The organism is Mycobacterium sp. SMC-15 (assembly GCF_045310925.1).
In the GTDB taxonomy this organism is placed as follows: Bacteria; Actinomycetota; Actinomycetes; order Mycobacteriales; family Mycobacteriaceae; genus Mycobacterium.
In genome coordinates this window covers 134,816-161,136 of the sequence record NZ_JBJIAJ010000003.1, presented here as the reverse complement: position 1 = coordinate 161,136, position 26,321 = coordinate 134,816, and the positions used below count along the sequence as shown (strand labels likewise).

Sequence of the window (26,321 nt, the reverse complement as noted above, 5' to 3'; positions counted from 1 at the left end):
TGTCTCCGAAGCGGGTGGCTTGCTGCTGGTATGAATGCTGCTAGTGCCCCAGTCCACCATGGTGTTCTCGGTTTGACTGGTCTGCAGCTCCGATCCTGAGCCCTGCGACTGCGCGTCCTGATCGCCTCGTTCTGTGGCCATAATCCCTCCGATTAGCTGCACCGTCGCTGGAATCTTACACCTGTGTCATTCGGTGTGTTAGGGATGTGTGAAACGTCCAGATTTGGCTCGGTGGGTGTTGACGATAGTTGCCCGGCATTATTTCAATAATCGATTTACCCGTGGTTGGTTGGAAGTCGGTGTTCCGAGGTGAGCCTTCGTTGTTGTCCAGTCGTTGTGGGACTCTGTTACTCGGTCGGCGGGCAAGGAAGAATCAACAACGACTGGACCACTACGACGGGCTCACCTCAGGTTCTCCACCGACTGGCCTCTCCGGGGATAGGCGACGGGTAGCGAAGGTGGCGCACACCCCAGCAACACGGCATCTGGTCGATTTCAGGCGGTACGGCCGCAACTTGTGCTCAGCCGGAACCGTCCTCAGAGCCCGACAATATTTCTTTCATCAGTACGGCAGCGAGCCGGATTCTATTTTCCAGCGAAGTGTCACCATCAACCACGTTGTCGTGTGAGTAAGGCGGTATCGACTCAATCTCCCAGTCACTCATAGGGACTATTTCTTCAAAGAACTTCCAGTACTCCGCATGCTCGTTCGAGCCATCTGGCCACACCCTTATCTGCACAAATCGTCCGGCAAGCTCGTACGGTTTCGCTTGGCCCGCTGCGATCAGCTGCTTGGCGAACTCTCTGATCCGATGCAAGAGGTCGAGGTCGAGATAGAAGAGGAAGTGCAACAACGTCAAAGCATCAGGATCAACACTTTTTACATCGGTGCTCAGGTCTAACTCGCATACCCGAACGATGTTGTCCCGGAGGCCAGAGCTTGCGATGCCGATTCTTTCCTGCGGCGAATCGTCCATGGGTCCTTTGCGCTGACAAACAAGCACATTGGCGGTCGTTAGGACACCGTATCGTTCGACGAAGTCGTCGACGACAAGCCGAGCGTTCTCGTCGGAGCCTGCCTCCACTATCGCTTGCGCTAGCAGGGGATAGATAAATGCGGCCCATCCTCCACGGTCGAGGTCGCTGGGATCGAGGATGCCCATCAAGTGATGGGCAGCAGCTATGGCGCGTTCAAAGGTGGCCTCTTTGACTAGTTCCAAGTGGTGCAGCATCTTGCGGCGTACTAAACCGCGCCCTAAGAAGCTATCGACGTTCGCTGCGATGATCGAGTCGTCCGGTAGGACTCCCGTTGAAAGCAGGACTGCAAGTTCCCGGCGAATCCTTGAATCTGACACGTCATTCGCAGGAATCCGGTATGCGAAGTAACGGTTGAAGTAGTCGGCATCGCTGATCTTGTGCTTGCGAATGCCTTGTTCACGGCCTCCCAGGTGTTGTAAGCGTGGGAACATAGCGGCCAGCAGTCTCGCGATTAGTTCAGCGGCTGCGTTCCGCTCTGCTTCGTCTTCGATCTCCTCATCAACAACTGCAGCGATGCGCACCAACCACTGGTCGCGAGTTGGCTCGCGGCTGTTGAAGCTGATGACCGGCGTCCCAGTTAGTTCGGATCGCCACTGGGGGACCTCGTCGTAAACTGATTGGTATCGCAAACGGAGAAAGGTGATTAGCGCGGCATCTTCGAAATCGATCTCGCTGCTCCCGACCAGGGTAAGAAGTATATCGACCTGACTTGCGTATCTGTATATCGCTCGCAAAGTTAGTTGGCGTGGGTCGGACAACGGAAGGGCTTGGATGATTCTGGAGATGGAACCAGGCTGATTTTGTGCGTCTTGCCGCAGTTGTACCTGCTGCACAGTCGCAACCTCTTGAAGTGCTTCGAACAGTTCAGATTCCAGATAAGCCGGATCGAGAGGCGGCAGGACGAACGGATATTGCACAATTTTTTCGAGATAGTGGCGCGCGCGCCTGCTGCTGTTACTAGCTAGTTCTGTCTGCTTGAGGACCTCTATAACGGTGTTTTCGTCGTAGGACAAGAGATAGTGGACGTTTTTGAATCGCCCAAGCAATCTGACGGCTCGCATGACACTTAGTAATTCCGTGGTGTCGAGTCGATCTATATCGTCGACGATTACGAGAACCTTGATGCCGACCGCCTCGATTGCGTTCGACATCTTCTCGAAGCGAAGGACGAACGGATCTGGATCTGGTCCTTGAATCGCACCAACCTTGTCCGCGAATGCCTCGGCGCCTGCCTTAACCGTGTCGCCGACGGCGCCTTCGCCAAGTTTGCTCTCGATAAGGGACGTCAAGGCCGCTTTACCTGCCGCTGCGGCCACCGGCGCCGCAGCAAGCAGGAGTCGCGCTTTCTGCCCTTCTTTGGTTGTCTTCGGCATCGCTTCGGCGATCGCTCTGTAGAACTCGTCTGTGATGGCAACTGAGTCGGCGGCAGACCAGGGAGTGAACCGTACGACGTTCCAGGCATCCTTGTGTGTCAGTGTTAGCGCCTCGACGATCATGTTCAATACCGACGACTTACCGCCGCCCCACGGGCCGGCCAATCCGTAGACGATGCTGTTTCGGTCGCCAGCCGCAGCGATCCTGTTCGCGATACGTATTGAGAAGTCCGCCCTGTCGAGTCTGTCCTCGCCGAGCCAACGGATTTCAGCATCGGTGTTGGCCCTTGGGTCGAAGCTGCGTGGGGCAACGCCCTCGGGGGCGACGTGCCTATCACAGTCGAGCGTTGGGCCCGCAGGAACCGCATGTTCGATTTGTGGATCTTGCTCAGGGGCGTCGCTGACTGACGGGACCGGCCTACTTCTCCAAAACCTGATTCTAATCTCCCTGCCTCTTCGTTGAATTGTTCGAACGCACGGCGAACTCAGCCCAGCAATATTTGACTAGGTCCACACAAGCCTCCTTGAGTGCTGATCCTGCATTCCAACTGCGGATCCTGCAATAACGTCAACCAAATGCGCAGGTCAGGCCGACTCCGCAGTGCTGCATGGCGTAACCGGGCCGCGGCATGACTGTCGGGAAGCGCAACGCATCGAATGGTCCTTGCGTGCAGTTGATTTCGCGTTATGGCGGGCAGTATCAGGAGTGGGCGTACTCGCATCCCATGCGAATAGCCAAGTTACTATCTGACATAATGTACGTTATCGGCGTTAGCGATACCTGCTGGAAGTGGGCCGGGCCGGATCTGTATCAACGTTTCCTTCGCCTGGTATGCGGAGTCGGCCCCCGGAGTGGCACCATCACCAACCATCACCCGTCTCGGTCCTGGCGCGGTTGCCCGGTGTGCAAACCGCGCAGGCGTTCGCGGCGCCGGCCGCGCCGGCAAGGATCCCGTGCAGGTACGTCGTCGCCTCCGGTACGCTCGCCGCTATTCACGGCGCGGCGCCGGCCGTGACTGACCCCGAGTCGCCCCTGCCTCACCTCACACTGCGCAAAGGCAATACGTCACAGTGACGAAATGACTGCGCACGCCCGGATGGGCCTGTCGACGCGAAATCGCTTCTCGGAGTGGCGAATCAGCTCTGAGGTGGCATAGTGCCACTAAGGGTACGCATCGTCCGCGCCAGCCGCCGGTGACGATGAGCGAAGAAGTGCCCAAGGATGGTGCTCACCAGTGTCCTGGCTCCAGGGATGAGTCCAAGCAGCGCCCGCGGGGCTACCGTGATCTCGTCGGTGACGAGGGTCTGCTCACCAGCGGTACCGTTCGTGGGTTCCAAGGTGCGGTGATGAACCCAGATGCGCATCCCCGTCATTCGGGACTCTTCGCGGAACATCCGGCCCGGCTCGATCTTGGCGATGGTGATGTCGTCGAAACCGACCGGGATGACCCCGAAGAGCAACAGGTAGCTTTTGCCGATCCGGGTGCCAGGTGTCACGTCGCCTATGGACCTGCCGCGGAAGCTGCGCGGCATGGTCATCTTGAGATACGGACCCATCTCGTCGTTGATCCCGTCTTGCGAGGTGATCCGCCGCCACACCGAGTCAATCGGAGCGTCGATCACGCTGGCTTTGCGGATTACCTGTTCATCGGTACGGACCGATCTCATGTCGTTCCCTTGATTGGCTTGGTTGGCTGGTTTGATCTGGGATGCACACAGGGCTGTTGTAGACGCTTGAGCAACCCTCGCCGTTGTTAGGATCACCTCAATATGAGGGGAATTCCTTGGTTTGACTACTCGCATTTCGGCAGGAGTTCAGCAATCGCTCCACCAGACCGGTATCGCCCCCGTAAGCAGCCGAAACAGGACCGTGCCAAGGAGACTCGGCAACGGGTGCTCGATGCTGCCGCTCAAGTTTTCTCCGAGCGGGGGTATTCGGCGAGCACGAACCGCATCGCTGAATATGCGGAGCTGTCCATCGGCTCGCTGTATCAGTACTTCCCTAACAAGGATGCGATCCTGCGGGCCCTGATGGACCAGCACGTCGAGGCCGGTATGGCGCTGTTGGTCCGACGTACCGCCGATGGTCTGCCCGACCGCCTTGAGGACACGCTCCGAATCTTCGTCCGATCGGCGATCGACAACCATCGCGAAGACCCTGGGCTGCATCGTGTGCTCTTCGAAGAAGCTCCGCGATCCCCCGAATTCCTCAACCACCTACATCAACTCGAACGCATGGCAGTTGCGTCGACCGCAAAGCTACTGGCTCAGTACCCAGAAGTGAATGTCAGCGATTCCGCGACCGCCGCACAGATCATCGTCGCGACCATCGAATCGCTCGTCCACCGACTTATCGCGACACCCACGCCGGTTGCCGCAGACGTGACCGAAGACGCGATTGTCGTGATGCTCTGCAGCTACCTGACCGGCAGCACCGGGTGAGATGTCCCAAACGGAAATCGATCCGAAATCGGTTCTCCAAGTGGAGAATCAGCTGTGGGCAGAAGCGCTGCGCTCTTCGCTACTCCCCTCTCGCCATCCAATAGATACGTCAGGGTGACGAATTGAGACGATCCCCCTTCCGGCCAGCGATTCGACGACGTCGGGTGACTCCAGCCGTTTGAGCGGGCTGCGGCTACGCCAGGCCGGATGAGAATGGACACCGGATGAGGGGCCGCTCGAGCACGCGCTGGCCTACTCTGATTGGCCTACCGACGTTGACGAGTTGGGCATGGCATGAGCACTTACGACCGAACTGGAGCCGCCTACTCGGTGACCCGTGTCGCCGATCCCCGTATTGCGGCAGTCATCGACGAGGCTCTGCGTGGCGCGGCATCGGTGGCGAACATCGGTGCCGGCACTGGGTCCTACGAGACGGCATCCACCGTTGTGGCCGTCGAACCCAGCCGGGTGATGATCAACCAAAGGCCCTCGTTTGGCGCTCCGGCGGTTCAGGCAGCCGCTGAAAACCTGCCTATCAGGACGGGTGCCGTCGATGCCGCGATGGCTCTGCTGACGGTTCATCACTGGACCGACCTCGCGGCCGGCCTGGCTGAGATGATTCGTATCGCGCGTCGACGCGTAGTCGTATTCACCTGGGATCATGTCATTTTTGGTCAGTTCTGGCTGTTGCGCGACTATCTTCCGGCTGCCGCGGAGACCGATGCCCGGCTGGCTGTCCCTATGGACATGTTGATCGAACGCCTTGGCGGGGAACGAGTCTCAGTGGTGCCCGTACCTGTGCCGCACGACTGTCGGGACGGGTTCGGAGGGGCCTACTGGTGCCGCCCGGAGTTGTACCTCGATGCTGCCGTGCGGAACGGAATGTCGTTGTTCACGCTGACGTCGAAAAGTCAACTGGAGGAAGGCTTGTCCCGCCTGCGCGCTGATATCGCAACTGGCGCATGGCAGCGGCGACACGCCGAGCTGCTCCGATCGACACAACGTGACCTTGGATACCGACTCCTGGTTGTCGACGTCGCCGAATAACATGCACGTGATGTATTGGCGCGACTCTGTGTCCCACTGATGTTCTGCCTGTGATTTCGCCCAACTGGTCTGTCGGCGTCGGCTTGCAGTGTCCGGGCGGGGTATGGTTCGTCGGGCTGGGGGGGCCATCCCGAGAGCCGTAGAAGGGGATGCGATGCCGAGGCAGTTGACCGATCTGGAGATACTGCGCGAGTTGGAGCCAGTTGCGGCAACCAATGTAAATAGGCACGAGTTGGTGGCGGCCGAGTGGAATCCCCATGACTATGTGCCCTGGGACCGTGGCCGTGATTTCGCGCGGATCGGCGGCCTCGACTGGTCACCGGAGCAGTCGCAACTCAGTGATGTCGCGAAGGCGGCGATGATCACTAACCTGCTTACCGAGGACAATTTGCCGTCCTACCATCGTCAGGCGGCCAAGTATTTTTCCCATGATGGCGCCTGGGCGGCGTGGGTGGGCCGGTGGACCGCCGAGGAAAACCGCCATGGCATCGTGATCCGCGACTATCTCCTGGTGACCCGCGGAGTCGACCCGGTGGCGCTGGAACAAGCACGAATGCAGCACGTGAGCAACGGCTTCGGAGCCACCGCTGAGGAGGAGTCGCAACACAAGACCGACTTCCTGCTGTCGGTCGCCTATGTGACCTTTCAGGAATTGGCCACGCGTATCAGTCACCGAAACACCGGCAAGGTGTGCAATGACCCGGTTGCCGACCGGATGCTGCAGCGCGTTGCTGCCGACGAGAACCTGCACATGATCTTCTACCGCAACATGTGCGGTGCAGCATTGGATCTGGTTCCTGATCAAGCACTGGAAGCGGTCGCCGACGTCGTGGAGAATTTCCGGATGCCCGGCCAGGGCATGCCGAACTTTCGGCGCAACGGGGTGTTGATGGCTAAACACGGGATCTACGACCCGCGGCAGCATCTGGACGAAGTCGTGCGGCCGAATTTGCGTAAGTGGCGGATCTTCGAGCGCGATGACTTCACTTCGCGCGGAGAACAACGCCGGGAACAGCTTGCAAAGTACCTCGAAAGTCTTGAGCGCCAGGTGATCAGGTTCGAGGAACAACGCGACCGTCGTCTGGCCCGGGACGCCCGCAACCAGGAAGCGAAAGCCGGTTAGGCCCCGGCGTCTAGGGCCGTTGCGGCCCTGTTGGCCATACAGTGAGAGTGAGAGTCGCTTTCGAAGTGTGCGACAACGCTATCGAGCCATGGCGGCCACCGCTGGGGGCAGCTGACCGCCATGGCCGCTTGACCCGCCGCTAGCCGGGCGGTGGCGGCGCTACCGGCTGGCACGCATTGACTGCCGGATTCCACCAGTTACCGGGGCCGCAGTTCGGCGGTGCGGTGGGTTGGCACGCATTGGCGCCCGGGTTCCACCAGTTACCTGGGCCGCAATCAGGGGGCTGAGCCACGGCCACGCCAGGCGATACTGCTGCCACGTACGACATGGGCGCCAAGGCAATCGCGACGGCGCATGTCATGCGGCGTAGGAACACGTTCATCGGTCCCTCCTTCGGAAGTGCCCAGACCCTCAGGCTGGGTGTCGATCTACTAGCACTACCCCTTCCGGCGGTCTCGCAATCACAGGCGCGAAACAGTATGTCGCTGTGATGAAGTGATGCACCGGCGGTGCCCCCTGAGACCGCTTGCGGGATTCGCCGAATCGGCCAGCTGTTGATAATAGGTCAGCAACTACTGTACTGTTCAGCAAATGCTGACGTGTGAGATGCGAGAGTCGGCCCTTGCGCGGCTCGGTCGAGCGCTGGCTGATCCAACGCGATGCCGAATCCTGGTGGCTCTCCTGGACGGTGTCGCCTATCCCGGGCAGCTGGCATCGCATCTGGGGCTGACGCGGTCGAACGTCTCCAACCACCTGTCGTGTCTGCGCGGATGCGGTCTGGTGATCGCAACGTATGAAGGTCGCCAAGTTCGCTACGGGTTGGCGGACCCGCATCTGGCACGCGCGTTGGGTGAGCTGGTCCAGGTGGTTCTGGCGGTCGACACCGACGAACCCTGCATCGACGACTGCCTGACCTCCAGGGCAGTCGACGTAGCGGCTGAAACATAGCCAGACGCTCCGAGCTGTCTTGGCATAAAACAACAATGAGGAGATGTCGCAGTGGTTCCGCAGGCATTTTTGGTCAAAGCGGCCGAAACGGTGGTCACCGGTCTGGTCGGGGTGAGCGCCTTTGAATTGCTACGCAGGGCGGCGGGTGCGGCTCCGGTTCACCGCGCCGCGGTAACCGCCACGGAGTGGGGGCTGCGTGGCACCCGACGAGCCGAGGTGGCGGCCGAGGCGGCTCGGCTGAGAGTCGCTGATGTGGTCGCAGAAGCGCGTGACCGCCTCGGTGAAGAAGTTCCGCTGCCGGTCGCCACCACTGAAAGCGACGACTGCTGCTGAACTGAAAGGGCTAAGGGTGACCGCAGCTATCTGCGCCGATCGAGAACACGCACCGGTCGTCATCTCTGCTGCCGCCGGCCGAATGCGAGTTCAGGCCAGCAGCTTTCGCAATGGCCCCCTGACGGCTGTGGCGATTGAGGACGCGGTGTCTCAAGTGCCTGGGGTACGTGCGGTGCATGCCTATCCACGCACCGCATCGGTGGTGATCTGGTATTCAGTCGAGCAATGCGACCGCCCAGCAATACTGTCGGCCATCGCCACCGCCCAGCGAACCCCGGTAGCAGCTGTGCCCGCTCGGGCCCCGCATTGGACCGAAAGGCGCGAGGGCAGTCTTGGGCAGCGGGTTATTGACTGGAGCGCCCGGATCCGGTCAGGCGCTGGCAGCGACGCGTCACCCAGGCAGCTGGTGAACGACGGCTGTTGTGATCACGACGCCAATGGACCCGAACCGCACCGGCTTTGGGACGTCGTGAAGGTGCGGCGGGCAGCGCTGTCGGGAGCGCTGCTGACAGCCTCGGCGATCAGCGCCTGGGTCACTCCCCTGGGCCCGATTGCCTTCGGGCTCAAAGTCACCGCGCTGGCAGTAGGGGCCTCGACATTTGTGCCTTCCAGCCTCAAGCACCTGGCGCAGGGCCGTATCGGCGTGGGCTCGCTGATGACCATCGCCGCGGCCGGGGCAGTCGGACTGGGGCAGGTCGGCGAGGCCGCGGCGCTGGCGTTCCTGTTCTCGATCAGCGAGGGTTTGGAAGAATACGCGGTGGCTCGTACCCGCCGCGGCCTGCGCGCTCTGCTCTCGCTGGTCCCGGAGCAGGCTACCGTCGTGCGCTCCGGCACTGAAACGGTGGTGGCCGCACATGAGCTTCGTGTCGGTGATCTGATGATCGTCAAACCCGGCGAGCGACTGGCCACAGACGGCATCATCGTTGCCGGCCGCACTGCGCTCGACATGTCCGCGATTACCGGCGAGTCCGTTCCGGTCGAGGCCGGCCGTGGCGACGAGGTGTTTGCCGGATCGATCAACGGCACCGGCGTCTTGCAGATTCAGGTCACCGCGACTGCCGACAACAACTCACTGGCCCGCATCGTGCATATCGTGGAAGCCGAGCAAGCCCGCAAGGGCGCGAGTCAGCGGCTGGCCGACCGCATTGCGCGACCCTTGGTGCCCAGCATCATGATTGGTGGAGCGCTGATCGCCGGTGTAGGCAGCATCCTGGGCAGCCCGGCGGTATGGATCGAGCGCGCACTGGTTGTGCTGGTGGCGGCCTCGCCCTGTGCGCTCGCCATCGCGGTACCGGTGACCGTGGTGGCGGCTATCGGCGCGGCAGCCAAGATCGGTGTCCTGATCAAGGGCGGAGCCGCGCTCGAAGCCCTCGGCACCATCGGCGGGATTGCCCTGGACAAGACCGGGACCTTGACAGCGAACCGGCCCGCGGTCATCGAAGTTGCCACCGCCAACGGCGTTTCCCAAGGCGACGTGCTCGTGGTCGCCGCTGCACTGGAAGCGCGCAGTGAGCATCCGCTGGCGGCAGCGATTCTCGCTGCGTCGGAACCGGGCGGGCCCGTCGCCAGCGATGTGCAGGCTTTCCCTGGGGCCGGGCTGACCGGCACTCTGGATGGCCACGCCGTTCGCCTAGGCCGGCCCGGCTGGCTCGAGGCGGGCGAGCTCGGAGAACGGGTGGCACGTATGCAAAAGGGCGGGGCCACCGCGGTTCTGGTCGAACGTGACGATCAGTTACTGGGTGCTATCGCTGTGCGCGACGAACTGCGCCCTGAGGCCGCCGAGGTCATCTCCGCGCTACACGACGGCGGCTACCGGGTATCGATGCTCACCGGTGACAACCACGCCACTGCCGCGGCGCTGGCTGATCAAGCCGGAATTGGGTACGTTTTCGCCGAACTGCGACCCGAAGACAAAGCCCGCTTGATCGCACAAATGCGCGCCGACCGCCCGACGGCGATGGTCGGTGACGGCGTCAACGACGCTCCGGCCCTGGCCGCCGCGGACCTGGGAATCGCGATGGGCGCCATGGGAACCGACGTCGCGATTGAGACCGCCGATGTTGCCCTGATGGGCCAAGACCTGCGCCATCTCCCCCACGCACTGCGCCATGCCCGTCGCTCCCGGCAGATCATGCTGCAAAACGTCGGTCTGTCGCTGGGCATCATCACGGTGCTGATGCCGCTAGCAGTCTTCGGGACTCTCGGGCTGACCGCGGTGGTAGTGGTTCACGAACTTGCTGAAGTGGTCGTCATTGCCAATGGTGTGCGTGCCGGACGCATTAGTCCCGCCGCGCTGGGCACGCTTCCCTAGACGGCGTGCACCGCCGCCGGATGGCCACCACTGTCCGGCGCGGCATCCACCAAGTCGTGGTGCACCCCGTAGCGCTGCCGTTGCTCGGCCATCAGGCGCGGATAGTTGGCCAAGGCGCGTCGGGTCCGCCGTTCGTTCACGCCGGGAATGCGCGCAAGCACCTCGTTGACGCCGCCGATGGCCGGGCCGATCACCCGCGGCAGGTATTTGAACGGTGTGTCCGCCACGCCGAGCCGGCTGGCGTCGGCATCACCGAGAAATGCCCGGGTCATGCCGTTGATGATGTTCACGCCCACCCGGTGCTTCCAGGAGCCGCCGAAGGGCATCAGCTCGGCGATCTCGCGCGCCAGATAGTCGTGCGTCAACGCGCGGACGAAGTCACGGTCGCCGTCGTCGGGTTCCACCGCGGTCAGCGCATACAGCTCGGCGATGCGGATCTGATCGGCTTCGGTGGCCGGGTTCAGTTCATCCGTAACACCGTTGAGCCGGCCCACATAGCGCCAGAAGTGGTAGATGTCATCGAGTTCGGCTCGGGTATAACGAACGCCCAGTTGGTGCATCGCCGCCAGGGCGATCCGACCGAACTCGACGATGGTGAACGCCATGTAGCTCTGCGGAATGGGTGCACCCCACGCGTCGCTGTCCCAGTCGCCGTCGGTCAGCAGGTGACGCCGGACGAACGCGTGAATCATTCGGACCCGCAACGTCGTCGCCAGGCCGGCGCCGTCGCGCCGCAGCCCGCCGGGAGTCAGGATCTCCTCCAGCCACGCGCCGACCTCGATGGACCGTACCGCCGCCTGGCTGGTGTAGCGACCGGTCAGCACCAACGGCATCCCGGCGACGGCGTTCATGGCGCCGGCCGTCAACGAGGCCGCACCCAAGACGATGCCGTAGGACGCGGTGTGGCGCACGATATGACCCGCAGCACGGTCCAGGCGGTCGTGGTCGAGCCAGTCGGGCTCGTGGTCGACCTCGGCGAACAAGGCCCGCAACGACTCCGGCGGCGACTCGACAGCGTCGATGCCGTGCTGGACCGCGGTCCGCAGCATGGCCATCCCCGCGCCGCGAGGCAACGTGGCGAAGTCGGCGACGACGGCGTCGGCCAACGGATCGCCGATCTGCGTCCCGGCGATCCAGTCGCGGCCGGCTTGGCCGTATCGCGCGACGGCCAGGTCGGTATTGGGGGTAGTGGGCACATTTGCCATACAGATATGGAAACATGAGAATGCCTCACTTACTACTCACTTTCATAGGGGGTGCCATGCCCACGCAGGCACGGTCGCGGCCGCAGCAGCAGCGAGCCCGCGAGATGCGCAGCCGCCTGCTCGAGACCGCCCGTCAGCTGATCGCGCGCCGCGGTGTGGAATCGCTGACCACGCAGACCATCGCCGACGCCGCGCACGTCAGTATCGGCACTGTCTATCGGTACTTTCCGGACCGCGCCGCCATCATCGCCGAGTTGGTGGATGCCGCGACCCGCGATATCTCGTTCCAGCTGGTGCGCAGCGTCGGACAGGCCATCGACCTCGAGGTGGATCAAGCGGCCCTGTTGGTGATCGACACCCTGACGACCGCCTATGAGCAGCACGCCCCGATCCTGCTGGCAGCGCTGACATCCTCATCTTTCGACCTGCCGCCCTACCTCAACCACACTGCGATGGATGAGATCGAACGCAGCCTGCTGCCGCTGGGCAGCGTGATCCCGAGCAGATCCCGCCCGGACCTGTCGCCCGCAGAGTTGGACGATCTGGTGTTCGTGACCATGGGCGTGACGTCGAGCGCATGCCTGCGCATCGCATTGCAGCGGCCCGCCACCGCGGATCGCGACGTGATGGTCCGGCTGACCGCGACCATGCTGGCCGCCGCACTCAAGGCTCCCGGGGCCGCCTGATCGGCTTTACAAATATGCCCTGAACTGTCACGCTTGCGGCCGGACGTGGGGTGGCCGAATCCAATCGGAAGGTCCGCTACTCCCCCGCATCGACGACGAGGAGTCAGCAGGTGGCAGGCACCGAATTCTCCGGCCGCACCATGGTGGTGTCCGGCGCAAGCCGCGGTATCGGACTGGCCATCGGACTGGGTGCGGCACGACTGGGCGCCAACGTCGTACTGCTGGCCAAGACTGCCGAGCCGCATCCACGCCTGCCCGGCACCGTGCACACCGCGGCCGCCGAGATCGAGGAAGCCGGCGGTAAGGCTCTGGCAGTCGTGGGCGACGTGCGCAGCGAGGAGGACGTGCAGCGCGCCGTCGACGCCGCGGTGGACCGATTCGGCGGCATCGATATCTGCGTCAACAATGCCAGCTCCATCGCGACCGACCCGTCAGAACATTTGTCCGCCAAGAAGTTTGACCTCATGCAGGACATCAACGTGCGCGGGACGTTCCTGCTGACCAAGGCGTGCCTGCCGTACCTTCGCAAGTCCGCGGCGCCGCACGTGCTGACGATCGCTCCCCCGATCAACATGAACCCGTACTGGCTGGGCGTGCACCCGTCCTACACGCTGTCCAAATACGGGATGACGTTGTTGACGCTGGGGTGGGCCGCTGAATACGCCGACGCCGGAATCGCGTGCAACTGCCTGTGGCCGGAGACCTACATCTCGACCTCTGCGGTGGCCAACTCCCCCGATGGCGGCGAGTTACTGGAGAAGGCGCGCAGCCCGCAGATCATGGCGGATGCTGCCGTGGAGATTCTGCGGCGCCCGGCCGCCGAGGCCAGCGGTCAGTGCTACATCGACGCCGACGTATTGGCGGAGGCCGGCGTGACGGACTTCTCCAGCTACGGGGGTGGACCAGAACCGCTGATGGACTTCTTCGTCGACCGGCCGCTGGGCGCCGGGGTCGACGCGCGCTAAGGCGTTGTGCTCCAGCGGGGTGCGCGACGTTGGAGATACGCCTCGACGCCTTCGCGCGCGTCGGGGCTCCCCATCACCTGGTGATGAAGTTCGGTTTCCAGCTCGGCGACCTGCCGCGGGCCATAGCCGTTGATCACCGTGTCCCACAGCAACCGCTTGCTCAACGCCGCCGACGTGGGTGCCACATTGACGGCAATGTCGCGGGCGATCGTCAGCGCATGGTCGAGGACTTCCGCGGCCGGCAGGCAGCGGCTGGCAATGCCCATCTGAGCGGCCTCGTGCCCGTCGAACGTGCGCCCGGTCAGCAGCACGTCGGCGGCGACGGCGGTGCCCGCCAGTCGGGGCAGCGTCCAATGCGCCATGCAGTCCGGAACGACGCCTCGGCGGACCTGCGGCACAGCGTATTTTGCGTCTGTGGCCATGATCCGGATATCGGTCTGCAAAGCGATGGTCAACCCGATTCCGATTGCGTGACCATTGACTGCAGCAATGACGGGTGTGTTCAACTCAAATGCCGCCGGGCTTATCGGCGAGGCGGTGAACGCGTCCTCGTCCTCGGGTGCATCGAACGGACTTGTCGGTGATGACAGGTCGGCTCCGGCGCAGAAGGCGTCGCCGGAGCCGGTCAGCACGATCGCGCGAACTGCGTTGTCAGCGTCGCAGTCGAGGTAGGCCTGGCTCAGTAGCTGCCCCATCTGTGCGGTGTAGGCGTTGCGGGCCTGTGGCCGATTCAGCGTGAGCAGCGCGACGCCGTCCGCGACGCTGACCGTCAGGTCGGTCGTCAGCGCAGGTAAACCTCGCTGCCGCTGGGATATCCGCCACCGGTGGTGGTGACATGGACGTGGTCGTAGTGGCCGTAGCCGCCGCGCTGAGCCCCGCCGCCGGGCGTGTAGTAGACGCCGCGCCAGATGGCGTCCTGCAGGCCGAAGCGGCCGGCGTTCTCCATGACGTAGGCCACGATCGAATCGCCGAGCGCGATGCCCTCGGCGCTGCCCGGGTTGGGGACCATCACATCGAGCGCCAGCCCGTTGGGGTGCCAGCGCAGCGCGTCGGCCCGTACGCCACCGATCTGCATGATCTGAGGAAAGGCGTCGCTGATGCTGCGAGCGGCCTGGATCGTGCGAACCTGCAGGCCCCGCTCCGGGGCGACTCCCGCGGGCAGAAACCGCGGTACGGCCCTCGTTCGTGATGCCACGGCAAACCGCGCGGGCGGGCCCGCTTCCGGGTTCGCTACGGGTGCGGCTACCAGCTGCAAACCGCCTGGTGAATTGTCTTCAGCAACCACGGCAATGGATTCTTTCGGCACCGCAGGATTGGCGCTACCTCCCACAGCAAAGAACAATGCAGCTGGTGCGAGGACTGCAGCCATCAATACCGATGATCGTTTGCGCTGGCTGGCTAACTCGTGTCGGCCCACGGGGAGACACAATACGAGAAATTTGGCTAATAGTCACAAATTTATAAACCTCATAAATTCCTTATTGTCTTGCTCGTCACATCTGAATGGGCGACGGGCGCCACATTGCGCATGATTCGCGCAGGTGAGCGCGGCCTGGCGCCGGCCTCCCCCGCTTGCAAAGGAAGACCACCTAAGCAGATGGGTCTACACTGCATCTCATGAAATCGACGACCCTCGCCGCAGCGGTCTTGGGCTTGGCCGTGACCCTGGCAGCACCCGCCCACGCCGACCCCGACACCGATTTCGCCCGAGAACTGCACACCTATGGCATCTACGGCCCGCGGGACTACAACGCCTGGCTGGGCAAGATCGTCTGCGAGCGGTTGGACAAGGGCGTCGACGGCGACGCGGCCAAGTCGGTCCGCTTCATCACTCCCAACCTCCAGAAGGGGACCAACCAGGCGCAGGCCTGGCAGTTCCTCGGCGCCTCGGTCAACACCTACTGCCCGGACAAGCGGCCGGTGTTGGAGCGTGCGGCACAGCAAGGCTGATTGAGAGCCCTCTCCCCCTGGTCCCGGCGGTAATGCGGACTAGGGTCGGTGGTAACCGATCCGCCTGGTGAGAGGGGCCCACGATGGCCGCAGACCGTAACCTCGACAGCTTCGGAACCCGAGGCCGGCTGACCGTTAACGACACCGCCTATCAGATCCGGCGGCTCGATCGCGTCGATGGCTCGGCGCGACTTCCCTACAGTCTCAAGGTTCTGCTGGAGAACCTGCTGCGCAACGAAGACGGCCGGCTGGTGACGGCCGAGCAGGTCAGCGCGATGGCCGCCTGGGACCCGAGCGCCGCGCACGGCCGCGAGATCGCCTACACGCCGGCGCGGGTGTTGATGCAGGACTTCACCGGGGTGCCGTGTGTGGTCGACCTGGTCGCGATGCGCGACGCGATCGCCGAGCTGGGCGGCAAGACCACCCGTATCAACCCGCTGTGCCCCACCGAGCTGGTGATCGACCACTCGGTAATCGCCGACGTCTTCGGCCGCACCGACGCGTTCGCGATCAATGCCGAGCTGGAGTTCGAGCGCAATGCCGAGCGCTATCAGCTGCTGCGCTGGGGCCAGCAGGCGTTCGATGACTTCTCCGTGGTTCCACCCGACACCGGTATCTGCCATCAGGTGAATCTGGAGTACCTGGCGCGGGTGGTCTTCACTCGCGACAGTGCCGACGGGCCGCTGGCTTACCCGGACACCCTGGTCGGCACCGACTCGCACACCCCGATGGTCAACGGCCTTGGCGTGCTGGGTTGGGGTGTGGGCGGGATCGAGGCCGAAGCGGCCATGCTCGGCCAACCGATGAGCATGCTGATCCCACCGGTGGTCGGACTGAAACTTTCCGGGGAACTGCAGCCCGGCACCACCGCCACCGACCTGGTCTTGACGGTCGCAGAGCTGCTGCGCGCCACCGGGGTGGTCGGTAAGTTCGTCGAGTTCTTCGGCCCTGGCGTGGCCAATGTCCCGCTGGCGAATCGGGCCACGATCGGCAATATGAGCCCGGAGTACGGGGCCACCTGCGCGATCTTCCCGGTCGACCGCGTCACCTGCGATTACCTGCGCCTGACCGGCCGCTCCGAGCATCAGATCAAGCTGGTGGAGGCCTACACCAAAGAGCAGGGCATGTGGCATGACCCGGATCGCGAACCGGTCTATTCGCAGACGCTGGAACTGGATCTGAGCAGTGTTGAGCCGTCGATCGCCGGCCCCAAACGCCCACAGGACCGCATTCCGCTGCGGTTGGCCCCGCACACCGTCGCTGCGCTGCTCGACGGCGCCGAAACCACCGCTCAGGCCCTGTCCGACCTGGACAAGGCGTCGGCGGCGTCGTTCCCGGCCAGCGACCCAATCGCGTTCGGTGAATCGCAATCCGAAGGCAAGCCGCGGGAGCAGTGGGCCGGTGGCGACAAGCTCCCCTGGCGGACCGATGCCAAGCCGATCGAACTCGCCGACGGCACCCGCACCGAGATCGACAACGGTGACGTGGTGATCGCCGCGATCACCTCGTGCACCAACACCTCGAACCCCTCGGTGATGGTCGGCGCGGCACTGCTGGCGCGCAACGCCGTCGACAAGGGGCTGTCGCGTAAGCCGTGGGTGAAGACCACCCTGGCGCCCGGGTCGCGGGTGGTCACCGACTACTACGAGCGGGCGGGCCTGACCCCCTACCTGGACAAGCTCGGTTTCAACCTGGTCGGCTACGGCTGCACCACCTGCATCGGCAATTCAGGACCGCTGATCCCCGAGGTGAGTAAGGCCGTCATCGACAACGACCTGACCGTGTGCTCGGTGCTGTCGGGAAACCGCAACTTCGAGGGCCGCATCCACCCCGAGGTCCGAATGAACTTCCTGGCCTCCCCGCCCCTGGTGGTCGCCTACGCCCTGGCCGGAACACTGCGCGTCAACCTGCTGACCGATCCGCTGGGCACCGGCAGTGACGGGGAACCGGTGTACCTGCGCGACATCTGGCCCACCACCGACGAGATTGCCGCCGTGGTCGACGACAACCTGCAGGCCGAGATGTTCACCTCCAGCTACGCCGACGTTTTCACCGGCGACGAGCGCTGGCGTTCCCTGGACGTCCCCGACACCGACACCTTCTCTTGGGCACCGGATTCCACCTACGTGCGCCAGCCCCCGTACTTCGACGGCATGACCCGCGACCCGGCGCCGCTCACCGATATCACCGGCGCCCGGGTGCTGGCCAAGCTCGGTGACTCGGTCACCACCGACCACATCAGCCCGGCCGGATCCATCCGCTACGACTCGCCCGCCGGAAAATACCTGTCGGAGCATGGAATCGAACGCAAGGACTTCAACTCCTACGGCTCGCGGCGCGGCAACCACGAGGTGATGATCCGCGGCACGTTCGCCAATGTACGGCTGCGCAACGAATTGGCGCCCGGTACCGAAGGGGGCTTCACCCGCGACTTCACGCGGGCCGACGGCCCCGTCAGCACCATCTACGACGCGTCGGTGAACTACCTCGGAGCCGGCACTCCCCTGGTGATTCTGGCCGGTAAGGAATACGGATCCGGCTCCTCGCGTGACTGGGCCGCCAAGGGCACCGTGCTGCTCGGCGTGCGGGCGGTGCTGGCGGTGTCCTACGAGCGCATCCACCGATCCAACCTGATCGGGATGGGGGTGCTCCCCCTGCAGTTCCCCGACGGCGCCGACGCGGATTCGCTGGGCCTATCCGGTGAAGAGACCTTCGACATCACCGGGGTCACCGCACTGAGCGACACCATCCCCGACACCGTGCATGTCCAGGCCGGTGATATCGAATTCGATGCGACGGTGCGCATCGACACCCCCGGCGAAGCCGACTACTACCGGCACGGCGGCATCATGCAATACGTGCTGCGGCAATTGCTCGATTGACGCCGGGCTTCCACTGTTGGGCAGCGTAGAGATCGGTGTTGGTTGCCCGTAATCCGCCAACGTGGGATTGGCCCGGTGGTATACCGAGACACGATTTCGGTGGGCAACGTGAGGGACTGGGACCGGTGGCGCAGTGACGACGGGGCAGACAACCGGGACCCGTGAGGCGGTCCGCACGCTCAACCCGGGCTACTTCGCACTGGTGATGGCCAGCGGCATGGTGTCGACAGCGATGTACCACCAGAAATCCCACGGGGTTTCGGTGCTGCTGCTGTGGGTGACAGTGGCCTCCTACCTGGTGTTGATCGTGGTATCGACAGTGCGCGTCGCCTGCTTCCGTCGCGAATTCCTGGCCGATCTCTACGATTCCGGCCGCGCGTTCGGCTTCTTCACGTTCGTGTCCGCCACCAATGTGCTGGGAGCCCGGCTGGTCATCGACGGACACAGCAGTGTCGCGGTCGGCCTGCTGGTGGTCAGCACGCTGGCCTGGCTGGTGCTGGGTTATCTCATTCCGTGGACAGCGGTGCTGGGGACCGCGGAGCGGCCGGTGGTGCGCCGGGCCAACGGCACCTGGTTCATCTGGGTGGTGGCCAGCCAGTCCATCGCGGTGTTGGCCGCGGTGCTCGAGGTGGAGGTGTCCGAGCCGTGGCGCCAAAGCCTGGCGCTGCTCGCCGTGACGTCCTGGTCGGTCGGCGTATTCCTCTACGGCGCCGCCGGAATCTTTGTGGCCCTGCGACTGCTGCTCTACCCGCTGCTTCCCGAAGACCTCGTTCCGCAGTACTGGGTGGCGATGGGCGCCACCGCGATCACCGTGCTGGCCGGTGCCCACATCGTCGAGATGGCCGAGGCGCCGATGGTGCACGCCACTCGCGGTCTGATCGCTGGCACGTCCGTGGTCTTCTGGGCGTTCGGCACCTGGCTGATCCCGCCGATGATCGCCGCCGGAGTGTGGCGCCACGTCGTGCATCGGGTTCCACTGCGCTACGAAGCGCCGTGGTGGAGCGTGATCTTCCCGCTGGGCATGTACGGGGTGGGCAGCCACTACCTGGGGCAGGCGGACCATCTACCGATCGTCTACTACATCGGATCGGTCGAGAGCTGGATCGCGCTGGCCGCCTGGAGCATTACGTTCATCCTGATGCTGCACCACCTGGTGATCACCCTCGGGCCCGGTCGCGGCGTCAAGCTGATGGACGGTCGCTCACCCGAGCCGGGCGCCGTCGGTGCCGAAGAAGTGCAGATCGGTCACGTCGAAGCCCAGCGACAACCGGGCGCCTCGCCGCACCTCGGTGTTACCGGGAACCCGGGCGACCACTGATTGCGGGGATTGCGGGTCATCCGTCGCGCCGTACAGGTAGGTGTCGGCGCCCAGTTCTTCGACGAAGTCCACGTCGACGCCGATCCCGCGATCGGCGATCTGCAGGTGCTCGGGTCGAATACCGACGACCACCTGTTGTGCAGCAGAAAATATCTCCGCCGGAATGTCGATCTGACACTCGCTCAGCGACACCGCGCCGTTGACGACGGGAACGGTGAACAGGTTCATCGCGGGAGACCCGATGAATCCGGCGACGAACACGTTGGCCGGGGTCCGGTAGAGCTCACGCGGCGGCGCGCATTGCTGCAGTACCCCGTCGCGCAATACCGCGACCCGATCGCCCATCGTCATGGCCTCCACCTGATCGTGGGTGACATAGACCGTGGTGATCCCCAGCCGCCGCTGCAGCTCGGCGATTTGGTTGCGGGTCTGCACCCGCAACATGGCGTCCAGGTTCGACAGTGGCTCGTCCATCAAGAAGACCTGCGGCCGTCGCACGATCGCTCGGCCCATCGCGACTCGTTGGCGTTCGCCGCCGGAGAGGTCCTTGGGCTTGCGCCCCAAAAGTTCTGCCAGGCCCAGCAGTTGGGCGGCTTCGGCCACCCGGGCGCGGATCTCGGCCTTGGGGGTTTTGGCGACTTTGAGGGCGAAACCCATGTTCTGCGCCACAGTCATGTGCGGATACAGGGCATAGTTCTGGAACACCATGGCGATGTCGCGATGGCCAGGGTCGGTGGCGGTGACGTCGTGATCGCCGATGTAGATCTGACCGGCGTCAACGGGTTCCAGGCCGGCCAACATCCGCAGCGTCGTCGTCTTGCCGCACCCGGACGGCCCGACCAGCACCATGAACTCACCGTCTTCGACCGTGAGGCTCAACGCGTCGAGGGCGGGGCGGTCGGCACCCGGGTAGCGTCGGGTCACCGCGTCGAAGGTCACTGAAGCCAATGCGTTCTCCTGACTACCGTCCACCGAAGCCGGTGGCCGCGATCCCGCTGACGAAGGCCCGCTGGGCGATCGCGTAGATGATCACCAGCGGGGCCAGCATCAGCATGGATGCCGCCATCAGCACCGGCCATTCGGCGACATACTCCCCCTGCATCCACACCAATCCGAGGGTCAGGGTGGCGATGCCCTTGCGCTGAATCATCAGCAGCGGCCACAGGAAGTCATTCCAGACATTGATCCAGGTCAGCACCGCCAGCACCATCACCGCAGGTTTGGCGTGCGGCAACAGAATCCGCCGATAGATCGTCCACGGCGAGCAGCCGTCCAAGATCGCGGCCTCCTCCAGGTCGATGGGCAGGGTGGCGAAGAACTGCCGCATCAGGTAGGTGCCGAACGCGCTGCCGAACAGCCCGGGGATGATCATCGCCCACATCGTGTCGGTCCACCCGAACACGCGCATCAAGATGAACTGCGGAATCACCGTGACCGTCAACGGGACCATCAGCGTCGCCAGATAGAGCACGAAGAGGGTGTCACGGCCGGTGAAGGGCAGCCGGGCGAAGGCATAACCGGCCAGCGAACAGAAGAAGACCTGTCCGGCCGTCACACAACCGGCGTAGAGGATGGTGTTGAACAGCATCCGCCAGAACGGCATTCGGGTGAACACCTCGACGTAGTTCGACCACTGCGGATGGGCCGGCAACAACAGCGGCTGGCTGATCTCAGCCTGGCGCTTCAGGGAGCCCGACAACGCCCACAGGATCGGGAACAACGCGCAGGCGGTGACCGCGCCCAACCCGGCGTAGACGCCCAGCAGTCCGGCGATGCGGTGCCGCGCCGGTGGGCGGGTCACTGGTCCACCGCATTCCGTCGCGACAAGCGCAGCTGGACGACGGTCAGGACCAGCAGTACGGCAAACATCACCCAGGCCAGCGCGGACGCGTACCCGAAGTCCAGGAAGGCAAAGGCCTGCTGGAACAACATGATGGCCAACACGTAGGTGCCGGTCTCGGGCCCGCCGCTGCTGCCGGTGAGCACGTAGACCAGATCGAAGGCCTGGAATGCGTTGATCACCGAGATCACCACCACGAACCACACCGCCCCGCGGATCATCGGCACGGTGATCGACACGAAGCGCCGCACCTCCCCGGCGCCGTCAATACGCGCCGCCTCGTGCAGGGAGTCGGGCACACCTTGCATGGCCGCCAACAGGATCACCGTCGCGAACGGCACGCTCTTCCAGATGCTCACCAGACACAACGAGGCCATCGCCCAGTGCGGTTCGGTCAGCCACGGCACCGGTGCGATGCCGAACCAGCTGAGCATGATGTTGAGCAGTCCACTGTCGGTGTTGAACACGAACTGCCACACCACCGCGATCACCACAGAGGACACCGCCAACGGGAGAAAGGCGATGGCCCGAAACAGACCGATACCCTTGATCTTCCGGTTCAGCAGTCCCGCCACTGCCAGACTGATCAGCACTGTGGGAATCACGGTGCCCAGGGTGAACACCGTCGTGTTGCGCACCGCGATGCCGAACAACGGATCACCGGTGAACAGGTCGCGGTAGTTGGTGGCGCCGACAAAGCTCGGCGGAGTGAACAGATCCCAACGCTGGAAGCTCATGTAGAGCGAGAACGCCAGTGGGAACGCCATGAACACCGCCACCGCCGCGAGGTTCGGGGCGATGAACCAGCGTGCTGCGCGTGCTCGTCTGCGGGTGGGGTTCATGCGGTGGCCAGCACTTCGTCGATCTGCGGCGTAAGCCCTCGTTTCAGAGAAGTCGCGGGCCGCTTGCCGCGCAGTACCGGCCCGATGGCACGGTCCATCAGGGCGTGAACTTTCTGCCAGTCCGGGGAGATCGGCAGTCCTTCCGAATGCGCCGGGCCGCCGGTCAGCACCGCAAGGTTGCGGATTCCGGTGTGGGCGGCGGTGAATCCGGGTGAGTCGATCGCCGATCGCAGCACCGGTACGAACAGTCCGGACTCCCCGATCAGCGACTGCCCTATCGGCCCCGCCGCGAATTTGACGAATTCCCAGGCCTGTTCCCGGTGGCGGCTGTCGGCGGCGATGGCCAGACCGGTGCTGCCGATGGCGGATCGGGCCGCGATGCCCTTGGCCGCGGCAGCCGGGCCGGTCGGCAGCACCGCCACGTCGAAATCCAGGTCGTCGGCTTGCGCAAAGGTCTGGTAGCGCCAGTGTCCGCCGAGCGCCATCGCCGCGTTGCCCGCGGTGAACAGGCCCATGGTGGAGATCGACTGGGTGTCCGCGGCGGCGGGCGCCACGCGATGCACGTTGGATAAGTCTGCGTAGAACTGGATCCCGGCGAGAAAGTCATCGTTGTCGAAGTTCAGGTGGGTCGGGTTGACTCGCGGCACCGCCCACGGCACTCCGTTGTTCATGCCGAACAGCGCTGCCGAATACGGCGGCGACCAGGTGTCGACGAAGCCCCACTGGGTGACTCGGCCATTACCGGACCGTTCGGTGAGTGCGGCAGCGGTGGTCAGGAACTCGTCGAACGTCCAGGGCGTGTCCCAGCGGCCCGGCGGTGGCGGCACACCGGCCTCGGCGAAGATCCTGGTGTTGTAGAACAGGAACGCACCCGACCACTGCTCCGGGAACGCGTACTGGCCGCCGTTGAAGCCGAACGTCTCATACAGCGCGGGGATGCTGTCGGCGCGCAACGCCGCCGCGAACTGCCGATCCCGATCCAGCAGGGTGTTCAGGTCTGCCAGCACGCCGCGGTCGGCAAGTCCGGCGTAGTTGAACTCCCAGGCCATCAGCACGTCCGGGCATTTCCCACCGGCGCAGAACGTCGACATCTGTTGGGTCGGGTCGCCGCCGGCCAGGATCGTGCGCACCCGGATATCGGGGTGCTCGCGTCCGAACGCGTTGACGATCCGCATCCGGGCGTCGGCCTCTTCGGGGTTGGCCGCGAAAAAGAAGGTCAGTGCGTCGTCGTCGCTGCCGCAGGCCGACGTTGCGGGCAGCAGCGCTGCGGCCCCGATCGCTCCGGCGCCGCGCAGCAGGCTGCGTCGCGTGAGCGATCGTGCACCGGAGGGCGGCACCCGCGAAACCGTCAGACTTCGATCGGCGGGTAGAGGCGTTCGAGGGTGAACTGGCGATCTCGGCGCGCGGCCCAGGAGCTGGCAACCAGTGACACCACCAGGATCCCCGCCAGTACGGCCACCGACGTCCACAGTCGTTCGTCGATGCCGCCGACGGTCAGCTGGCGCAGCCCGTTGACGGCGTAGGTCATCGGGTCGTAGGGATGCAGTATCTGGAACGGTTTCGCCGTCGTCTCCACCGGATACACCCCGCCGGACGACACCAGCTGGAACATCAGGAAGGCCAGGGTGAACACCCGGCCCACGGCCACACCGAGTACGGCGTTGAACGCCTGGATCATCGCCAGGAATGACGCGGCGATCAACGCCAGGAAGGCGACCATGCCCAGGGCGTGCCGGGCCTGCAACCCCACCCCGAAGTGCACCACCGTGTACATCAGCAAGACCTGGCATACGCCCAGCAGCAGGGCCGGCCAGTAGGACGCGAGCACCACCCGCAGCGCTCCAAGACCGTTGACGATGGCGCGAGTCTGCAGCGGAGTCAACAACATCCACACAATCAGCGAGCCGATGAACAGCGCCAGCGGCAAGAAGAACGGGGCGAACCCGGTGCCGAACGTGGCGGCGTGATGGGTGAAGTCCATGTCCACCCCGACCGGGCTGGCCAGGATTGCCGACACCTCGACACGCTGCTGGTCGGTGATGGTGGACGCACGCTGGTCGGCCTCGCCCAGTCCCGACGCCAGCTGCCCAGCACCGTCCTTGAGCTGATTACTGCCGTCGGTCAATTGGCCCAGGCCGTCGCTGAGCTGGTTCGCACCGGCTACCAGCGCGGTGGCCCCGTCACGCAGCGCGAGCACATCCGTTTTGAGGCCGCCGTCGAGGGCGTGGGTCATGAAGGTGCGCAGTCCGCTGCTGGGATTGGCCAGATCGTTCTCCAGCTGTTGGGTATCGGCGCGGAGGTTGGCCAGGCCCTCGTCGGTGGCCGGGTCCAGGCCCTGCACGTCGAGCAGGCGCTGCGCGCCGGCAAGGGTGTCACCGAGTCCGCGCACCGCCGGGTCGGGGTTGGCGCGCAGCCCGTCCACCACCTGGTTGACGATTCCGGCGGCCTGTTGGTAGTTGACGTTGAGCGACGCGATCCGGTCACTCACCGTCTTGAGGTTGCCGCTGAGGCTGGCGGCGGCCGCGCCGGCGGCGTTCGGGTCGAAGCCCATAGCGGCCAGGTCATCGGTCATCTTGAGCAGCGGATCGGTGGCGTTGTGAACACCGCTCGACAGCTGACGGATTCCGTCGGCGAGCGCGGCCGAACCGTCACGGGCCGTTCCCATGTTGTCGGCCAACGTCTTTGAGCCGTCAGCGAGTTGGCCCGCGCCGTCGGCGGCCTTCTTGACCTCCTCGGTCACCTGGGTCAGCGCGGTACCGATCACCTGTTGGCCGACCTTGGCGCTCACCTCGTTGAGCACCTCGCGGGCGGCGTTCTGCCCCATGACCGAGGCCAGGTAGTTGTTGGCGTCGTTGAAGCGGAACTGGATCTGCGCTTTCTGCGGGTTCGGGCCCGCCGGGGACACCACCGCCGTGCTGAAGTCGGACGGCAAGGTGATCGAGAAGTAATAGGTTCCGTCGGAAACTCCTTTGACGGCCTCGCTTTCCGACACCTGATGCAGATCGAGCTGCTTGGAGTCGATCAGCGCCCGGGTGACCTCGTCACCGGCATGCAACTGTTCACCCGAGACCACGGCGCCGGTGTCCTCATTGACCAGGGCGACCGGGATCTTGTCGATGGCGGCGAACGGATTCCAGAACGCCCACAGATACATCGCGCCGTAGAGCAGCGGCAGCACAATGATGGTGATCAGGGCCAGCCGCGGCATGGTGCCGCGCGAATAGCGTTTGAGGTCGGTGCCCAATGACATTCCGGCGAGCATGGTCAGCGGTTCCCCTTCTCGTGTCGGCCGGGAACGAGCTCCGCGCGCTCCAGACGGTCGACGGTGATCTGCCCGGCGAGCCCGAACCCGTCTGGAATCGGATTGGCCGACGAGGTGATCACGGTCTGCTTCTCCCCCAGCGCGACCAGCCGCGTAAGCAGGATGGCGCGATCGCGGCTGTTTTTGATCTCATCGATGCTGCCGACCACCAGCAGTGGTGGACGTGCGGTGTTGGCCAGTGCGATGCGCAACAACAGCCCGGTCATTTCGTCGAGATGCTCGACGTAATCGTGCAGTTGGGGTACCGGCAGGTCGCCGAAGACCGGGCCGCAGATCGCGTCGCGTTCGGCATCCCCGGCACGGCGGACCAACTGATACCAGGGTGCATCCCAGCGGATCTGTTCGGTGATCAGGTCCGCGACCGTCACCGACTCGAAAATCGCGTCGAGCTGTTCGATCCCGGCCAGGGCAGCGACGTCGAAGATGTCGCGGGCTTTGCTGCGCCCGAGGACGGTGAGCGTGCCCGACGACGGTTTCATCCGGCCGGCCAGGTTCATCATCAGGGCGGTGCGACCCGACCCCGGAGGTCCGACCAGCACGGTGGTGCCGCCGGCCGGGACGTCCAAATCGAGCGGTCCGAAGACGCGCCCCCACGGCCCGGTCATCGTGATGCCGCGCGCCACTACCGCCGCGGCCGGTGGCTGCGCCGCTGCTGCTGTCTCACCCGCAGCCGTTGTCTGCCCTGCGGCCGTCGTT

General features: G+C 64.3%; 22 protein-coding genes. 11 read left to right on the top strand and 11 right to left on the bottom strand.

The window, feature by feature from the left end; translation table 11 throughout:
- Nucleotides 1-521: 521 nt before the first annotated feature.
- Both ACJH71_RS05745 and ACJH71_RS05740 read right to left on the bottom strand, forming a co-directional pair.
- A complete protein-coding gene (locus ACJH71_RS05745) occupies nt 522-2,627 on the bottom strand; it encodes a P-loop NTPase fold protein (RefSeq protein WP_406757264.1) in 2,106 nt (701 codons plus the stop codon).
- Between the two features lie 921 nt (nt 2,628-3,548).
- Nucleotides 3,549-4,079, bottom strand: a complete 531-nt coding sequence (locus ACJH71_RS05740) for a hypothetical protein (RefSeq protein ID WP_406757052.1) — start codon at nt 4,077-4,079, stop codon at nt 3,549-3,551.
- A 102-nt stretch (nt 4,080-4,181) separates the two neighbouring features.
- On the opposite strand from ACJH71_RS05740, the gene ACJH71_RS05735 reads away from it, so the two are divergent.
- The 6 genes from ACJH71_RS05735 (at nt 4,182) to ACJH71_RS05710 (ending at nt 10,615) form a co-directional block, all read left to right on the top strand.
- Nucleotides 4,182-4,853, top strand: coding sequence for a TetR/AcrR family transcriptional regulator (locus ACJH71_RS05735; RefSeq protein WP_406757051.1), 672 nt, complete (start codon nt 4,182-4,184; stop codon nt 4,851-4,853).
- Between the two features lie 294 nt (nt 4,854-5,147).
- Entirely contained in the window at nt 5,148-5,900 is a 753-nt protein-coding gene (locus ACJH71_RS05730; protein ID WP_406757050.1) for a class I SAM-dependent methyltransferase, read from the top strand.
- A gap of 154 nt (nt 5,901-6,054) precedes the next feature.
- A complete protein-coding gene (locus tag ACJH71_RS05725) occupies nt 6,055-7,023 on the top strand; it encodes an acyl-ACP desaturase (protein ID WP_406757049.1) in 969 nt (322 codons plus the stop codon).
- A gap of 591 nt (nt 7,024-7,614) precedes the next feature.
- On the top strand, nt 7,615-7,971 hold the full coding sequence (locus ACJH71_RS05720; protein ID WP_406757048.1) for an ArsR/SmtB family transcription factor: 357 nt from the start codon (nt 7,615-7,617) through the stop codon (nt 7,969-7,971).
- Between the two features lie 51 nt (nt 7,972-8,022).
- A complete protein-coding gene (locus tag ACJH71_RS05715; RefSeq protein WP_406757047.1) occupies nt 8,023-8,304 on the top strand; it encodes a DUF1490 family protein in 282 nt (93 codons plus the stop codon).
- An 82-nt stretch (nt 8,305-8,386) separates the two neighbouring features.
- The gene (locus ACJH71_RS05710; protein ID WP_406757263.1) at nt 8,387-10,615 is read left to right on the top strand and encodes a heavy metal translocating P-type ATPase; all 2,229 of its coding nucleotides are present in this window, start codon (nt 8,387-8,389) and stop codon (nt 10,613-10,615) included.
- On the opposite strand, the gene ACJH71_RS05705 is transcribed toward ACJH71_RS05710, so the two are convergent.
- The gene (locus ACJH71_RS05705; protein WP_406757046.1) at nt 10,612-11,820 is read right to left on the bottom strand and encodes an oxygenase MpaB family protein; all 1,209 of its coding nucleotides are present in this window, start codon (nt 11,818-11,820) and stop codon (nt 10,612-10,614) included. The genes ACJH71_RS05710 and ACJH71_RS05705 overlap by 4 nt on opposite strands.
- Before the next feature lie 56 nt (nt 11,821-11,876).
- On the opposite strand from ACJH71_RS05705, the gene ACJH71_RS05700 reads away from it, so the two are divergent.
- Together ACJH71_RS05700 and ACJH71_RS05695 are read left to right on the top strand one after the other, a co-directional pair.
- Entirely contained in the window at nt 11,877-12,506 is a 630-nt protein-coding gene (locus ACJH71_RS05700; RefSeq protein ID WP_406757045.1) for a TetR/AcrR family transcriptional regulator, read from the top strand.
- Between the two features lie 140 nt (nt 12,507-12,646).
- Nucleotides 12,647-13,471: an SDR family oxidoreductase gene (locus tag ACJH71_RS05695; protein ID WP_406757262.1), complete on the top strand. Its 825-nt coding sequence runs from the start codon at nt 12,647-12,649 to the stop codon at nt 13,469-13,471.
- Here ACJH71_RS05695 and ACJH71_RS05690 read toward each other — a convergent pair.
- Both ACJH71_RS05690 and ACJH71_RS05685 read right to left on the bottom strand, forming a co-directional pair.
- Nucleotides 13,468-14,256 carry an enoyl-CoA hydratase/isomerase family protein gene (locus ACJH71_RS05690; protein WP_406757261.1) on the bottom strand — a complete coding sequence of 263 codons (789 nt, stop codon included), beginning with the start codon at nt 14,254-14,256 and terminating at the stop codon, nt 13,468-13,470. The genes ACJH71_RS05695 and ACJH71_RS05690 overlap by 4 nt on opposite strands.
- Complete coding sequence (locus tag ACJH71_RS05685) at nt 14,253-14,888, bottom strand: hypothetical protein (RefSeq protein WP_406757044.1); 636 nt, start codon at nt 14,886-14,888, stop codon at nt 14,253-14,255. The genes ACJH71_RS05690 and ACJH71_RS05685 overlap by 4 nt, the downstream gene beginning before the upstream one ends.
- 200 nt (nt 14,889-15,088) lie before the next feature.
- Here ACJH71_RS05685 and ACJH71_RS05680 point away from each other — a divergent pair, with 200 nt between their 5' ends.
- The 3 genes from ACJH71_RS05680 (at nt 15,089) to ACJH71_RS05670 (ending at nt 19,621) form a co-directional block, all read left to right on the top strand.
- The gene (locus tag ACJH71_RS05680) at nt 15,089-15,421 is read left to right on the top strand and encodes a DUF732 domain-containing protein (RefSeq protein ID WP_065041259.1); all 333 of its coding nucleotides are present in this window, start codon (nt 15,089-15,091) and stop codon (nt 15,419-15,421) included.
- 83 nt (nt 15,422-15,504) lie between these two features.
- Entirely contained in the window at nt 15,505-18,303 is a 2,799-nt protein-coding gene (acnA, locus tag ACJH71_RS05675) for an aconitate hydratase AcnA (RefSeq protein ID WP_406757043.1), read from the top strand.
- A gap of 205 nt (nt 18,304-18,508) precedes the next feature.
- Entirely contained in the window at nt 18,509-19,621 is a 1,113-nt protein-coding gene (locus tag ACJH71_RS05670) for a tellurite resistance/C4-dicarboxylate transporter family protein (RefSeq protein WP_406757260.1), read from the top strand.
- Here ACJH71_RS05670 and ACJH71_RS05665 read toward each other — a convergent pair.
- From ACJH71_RS05665 to ACJH71_RS05640, 6 genes are read right to left on the bottom strand one after another with little or no spacing between them, the layout of a single operon-like run.
- Nucleotides 19,505-20,569: an ABC transporter ATP-binding protein gene (locus tag ACJH71_RS05665; RefSeq protein ID WP_406757042.1), complete on the bottom strand. Its 1,065-nt coding sequence runs from the start codon at nt 20,567-20,569 to the stop codon at nt 19,505-19,507. The genes ACJH71_RS05670 and ACJH71_RS05665 overlap by 117 nt on opposite strands.
- A gap of 13 nt (nt 20,570-20,582) precedes the next feature.
- Nucleotides 20,583-21,422, bottom strand: coding sequence for a carbohydrate ABC transporter permease (locus tag ACJH71_RS05660; RefSeq protein ID WP_406757041.1), 840 nt, complete (start codon nt 21,420-21,422; stop codon nt 20,583-20,585).
- Nucleotides 21,419-22,303 (bottom strand): carbohydrate ABC transporter permease, encoded by an 885-nt coding sequence (locus tag ACJH71_RS05655; protein ID WP_406757040.1) that lies wholly within the window; start codon nt 22,301-22,303, stop codon nt 21,419-21,421. Before ACJH71_RS05655 ends, ACJH71_RS05660 begins: the two co-directional genes overlap by 4 nt.
- On the bottom strand, nt 22,300-23,640 hold the full coding sequence (locus ACJH71_RS05650) for an ABC transporter substrate-binding protein (RefSeq protein ID WP_406757039.1): 1,341 nt from the start codon (nt 23,638-23,640) through the stop codon (nt 22,300-22,302). The genes ACJH71_RS05655 and ACJH71_RS05650 overlap by 4 nt, the downstream gene beginning before the upstream one ends.
- Nucleotides 23,641-23,651: 11 nt before the next feature.
- Complete coding sequence (locus ACJH71_RS05645) at nt 23,652-25,565, bottom strand: YhgE/Pip family protein (RefSeq protein ID WP_406757038.1); 1,914 nt, start codon at nt 25,563-25,565, stop codon at nt 23,652-23,654.
- 2 nt (nt 25,566-25,567) lie between these two features.
- A complete protein-coding gene (locus tag ACJH71_RS05640) occupies nt 25,568-26,230 on the bottom strand; it encodes an ATP-binding cassette domain-containing protein (protein ID WP_406757259.1) in 663 nt (220 codons plus the stop codon).
- Nucleotides 26,231-26,321: the final 91 nt, after the last annotated feature.

Coding starts and splice junctions, on each gene's coding strand:
- ACJH71_RS05710 (WP_406757263.1), top strand. CDS start 8,387: ATGCGAGTTCAGGCCAGCAGCTTTCGCAATGGCCCCCTGACGGCTGTG.
- ACJH71_RS05645 (WP_406757038.1), bottom strand. CDS start 25,565: ATGCTCGCCGGAATGTCATTGGGCACCGACCTCAAACGCTATTCGCGC.
- ACJH71_RS05725 (WP_406757049.1), top strand. CDS start 6,055: ATGCCGAGGCAGTTGACCGATCTGGAGATACTGCGCGAGTTGGAGCCA.
- acnA (WP_406757043.1), top strand. CDS start 15,505: ATGGCCGCAGACCGTAACCTCGACAGCTTCGGAACCCGAGGCCGGCTG.
- ACJH71_RS05740 (WP_406757052.1), bottom strand. CDS start 4,079: ATGAGATCGGTCCGTACCGATGAACAGGTAATCCGCAAAGCCAGCGTG.
- ACJH71_RS05700 (WP_406757045.1), top strand. CDS start 11,877: ATGCCCACGCAGGCACGGTCGCGGCCGCAGCAGCAGCGAGCCCGCGAG.
- ACJH71_RS05680 (WP_065041259.1), top strand. CDS start 15,089: ATGAAATCGACGACCCTCGCCGCAGCGGTCTTGGGCTTGGCCGTGACC.
- ACJH71_RS05720 (WP_406757048.1), top strand. CDS start 7,615: ATGCTGACGTGTGAGATGCGAGAGTCGGCCCTTGCGCGGCTCGGTCGA.
- ACJH71_RS05695 (WP_406757262.1), top strand. CDS start 12,647: ATGGTGGTGTCCGGCGCAAGCCGCGGTATCGGACTGGCCATCGGACTG.
- ACJH71_RS05670 (WP_406757260.1), top strand. CDS start 18,509: ATGGCCAGCGGCATGGTGTCGACAGCGATGTACCACCAGAAATCCCAC.
- ACJH71_RS05705 (WP_406757046.1), bottom strand. CDS start 11,820: ATGGCAAATGTGCCCACTACCCCCAATACCGACCTGGCCGTCGCGCGA.
- ACJH71_RS05655 (WP_406757040.1), bottom strand. CDS start 22,303: ATGAACCCCACCCGCAGACGAGCACGCGCAGCACGCTGGTTCATCGCC.
- ACJH71_RS05640 (WP_406757259.1), bottom strand. CDS start 26,230: ATGACCGGGCCGTGGGGGCGCGTCTTCGGACCGCTCGATTTGGACGTC.
- ACJH71_RS05730 (WP_406757050.1), top strand. CDS start 5,148: ATGAGCACTTACGACCGAACTGGAGCCGCCTACTCGGTGACCCGTGTC.
- ACJH71_RS05735 (WP_406757051.1), top strand. CDS start 4,182: ATGAGGGGAATTCCTTGGTTTGACTACTCGCATTTCGGCAGGAGTTCA.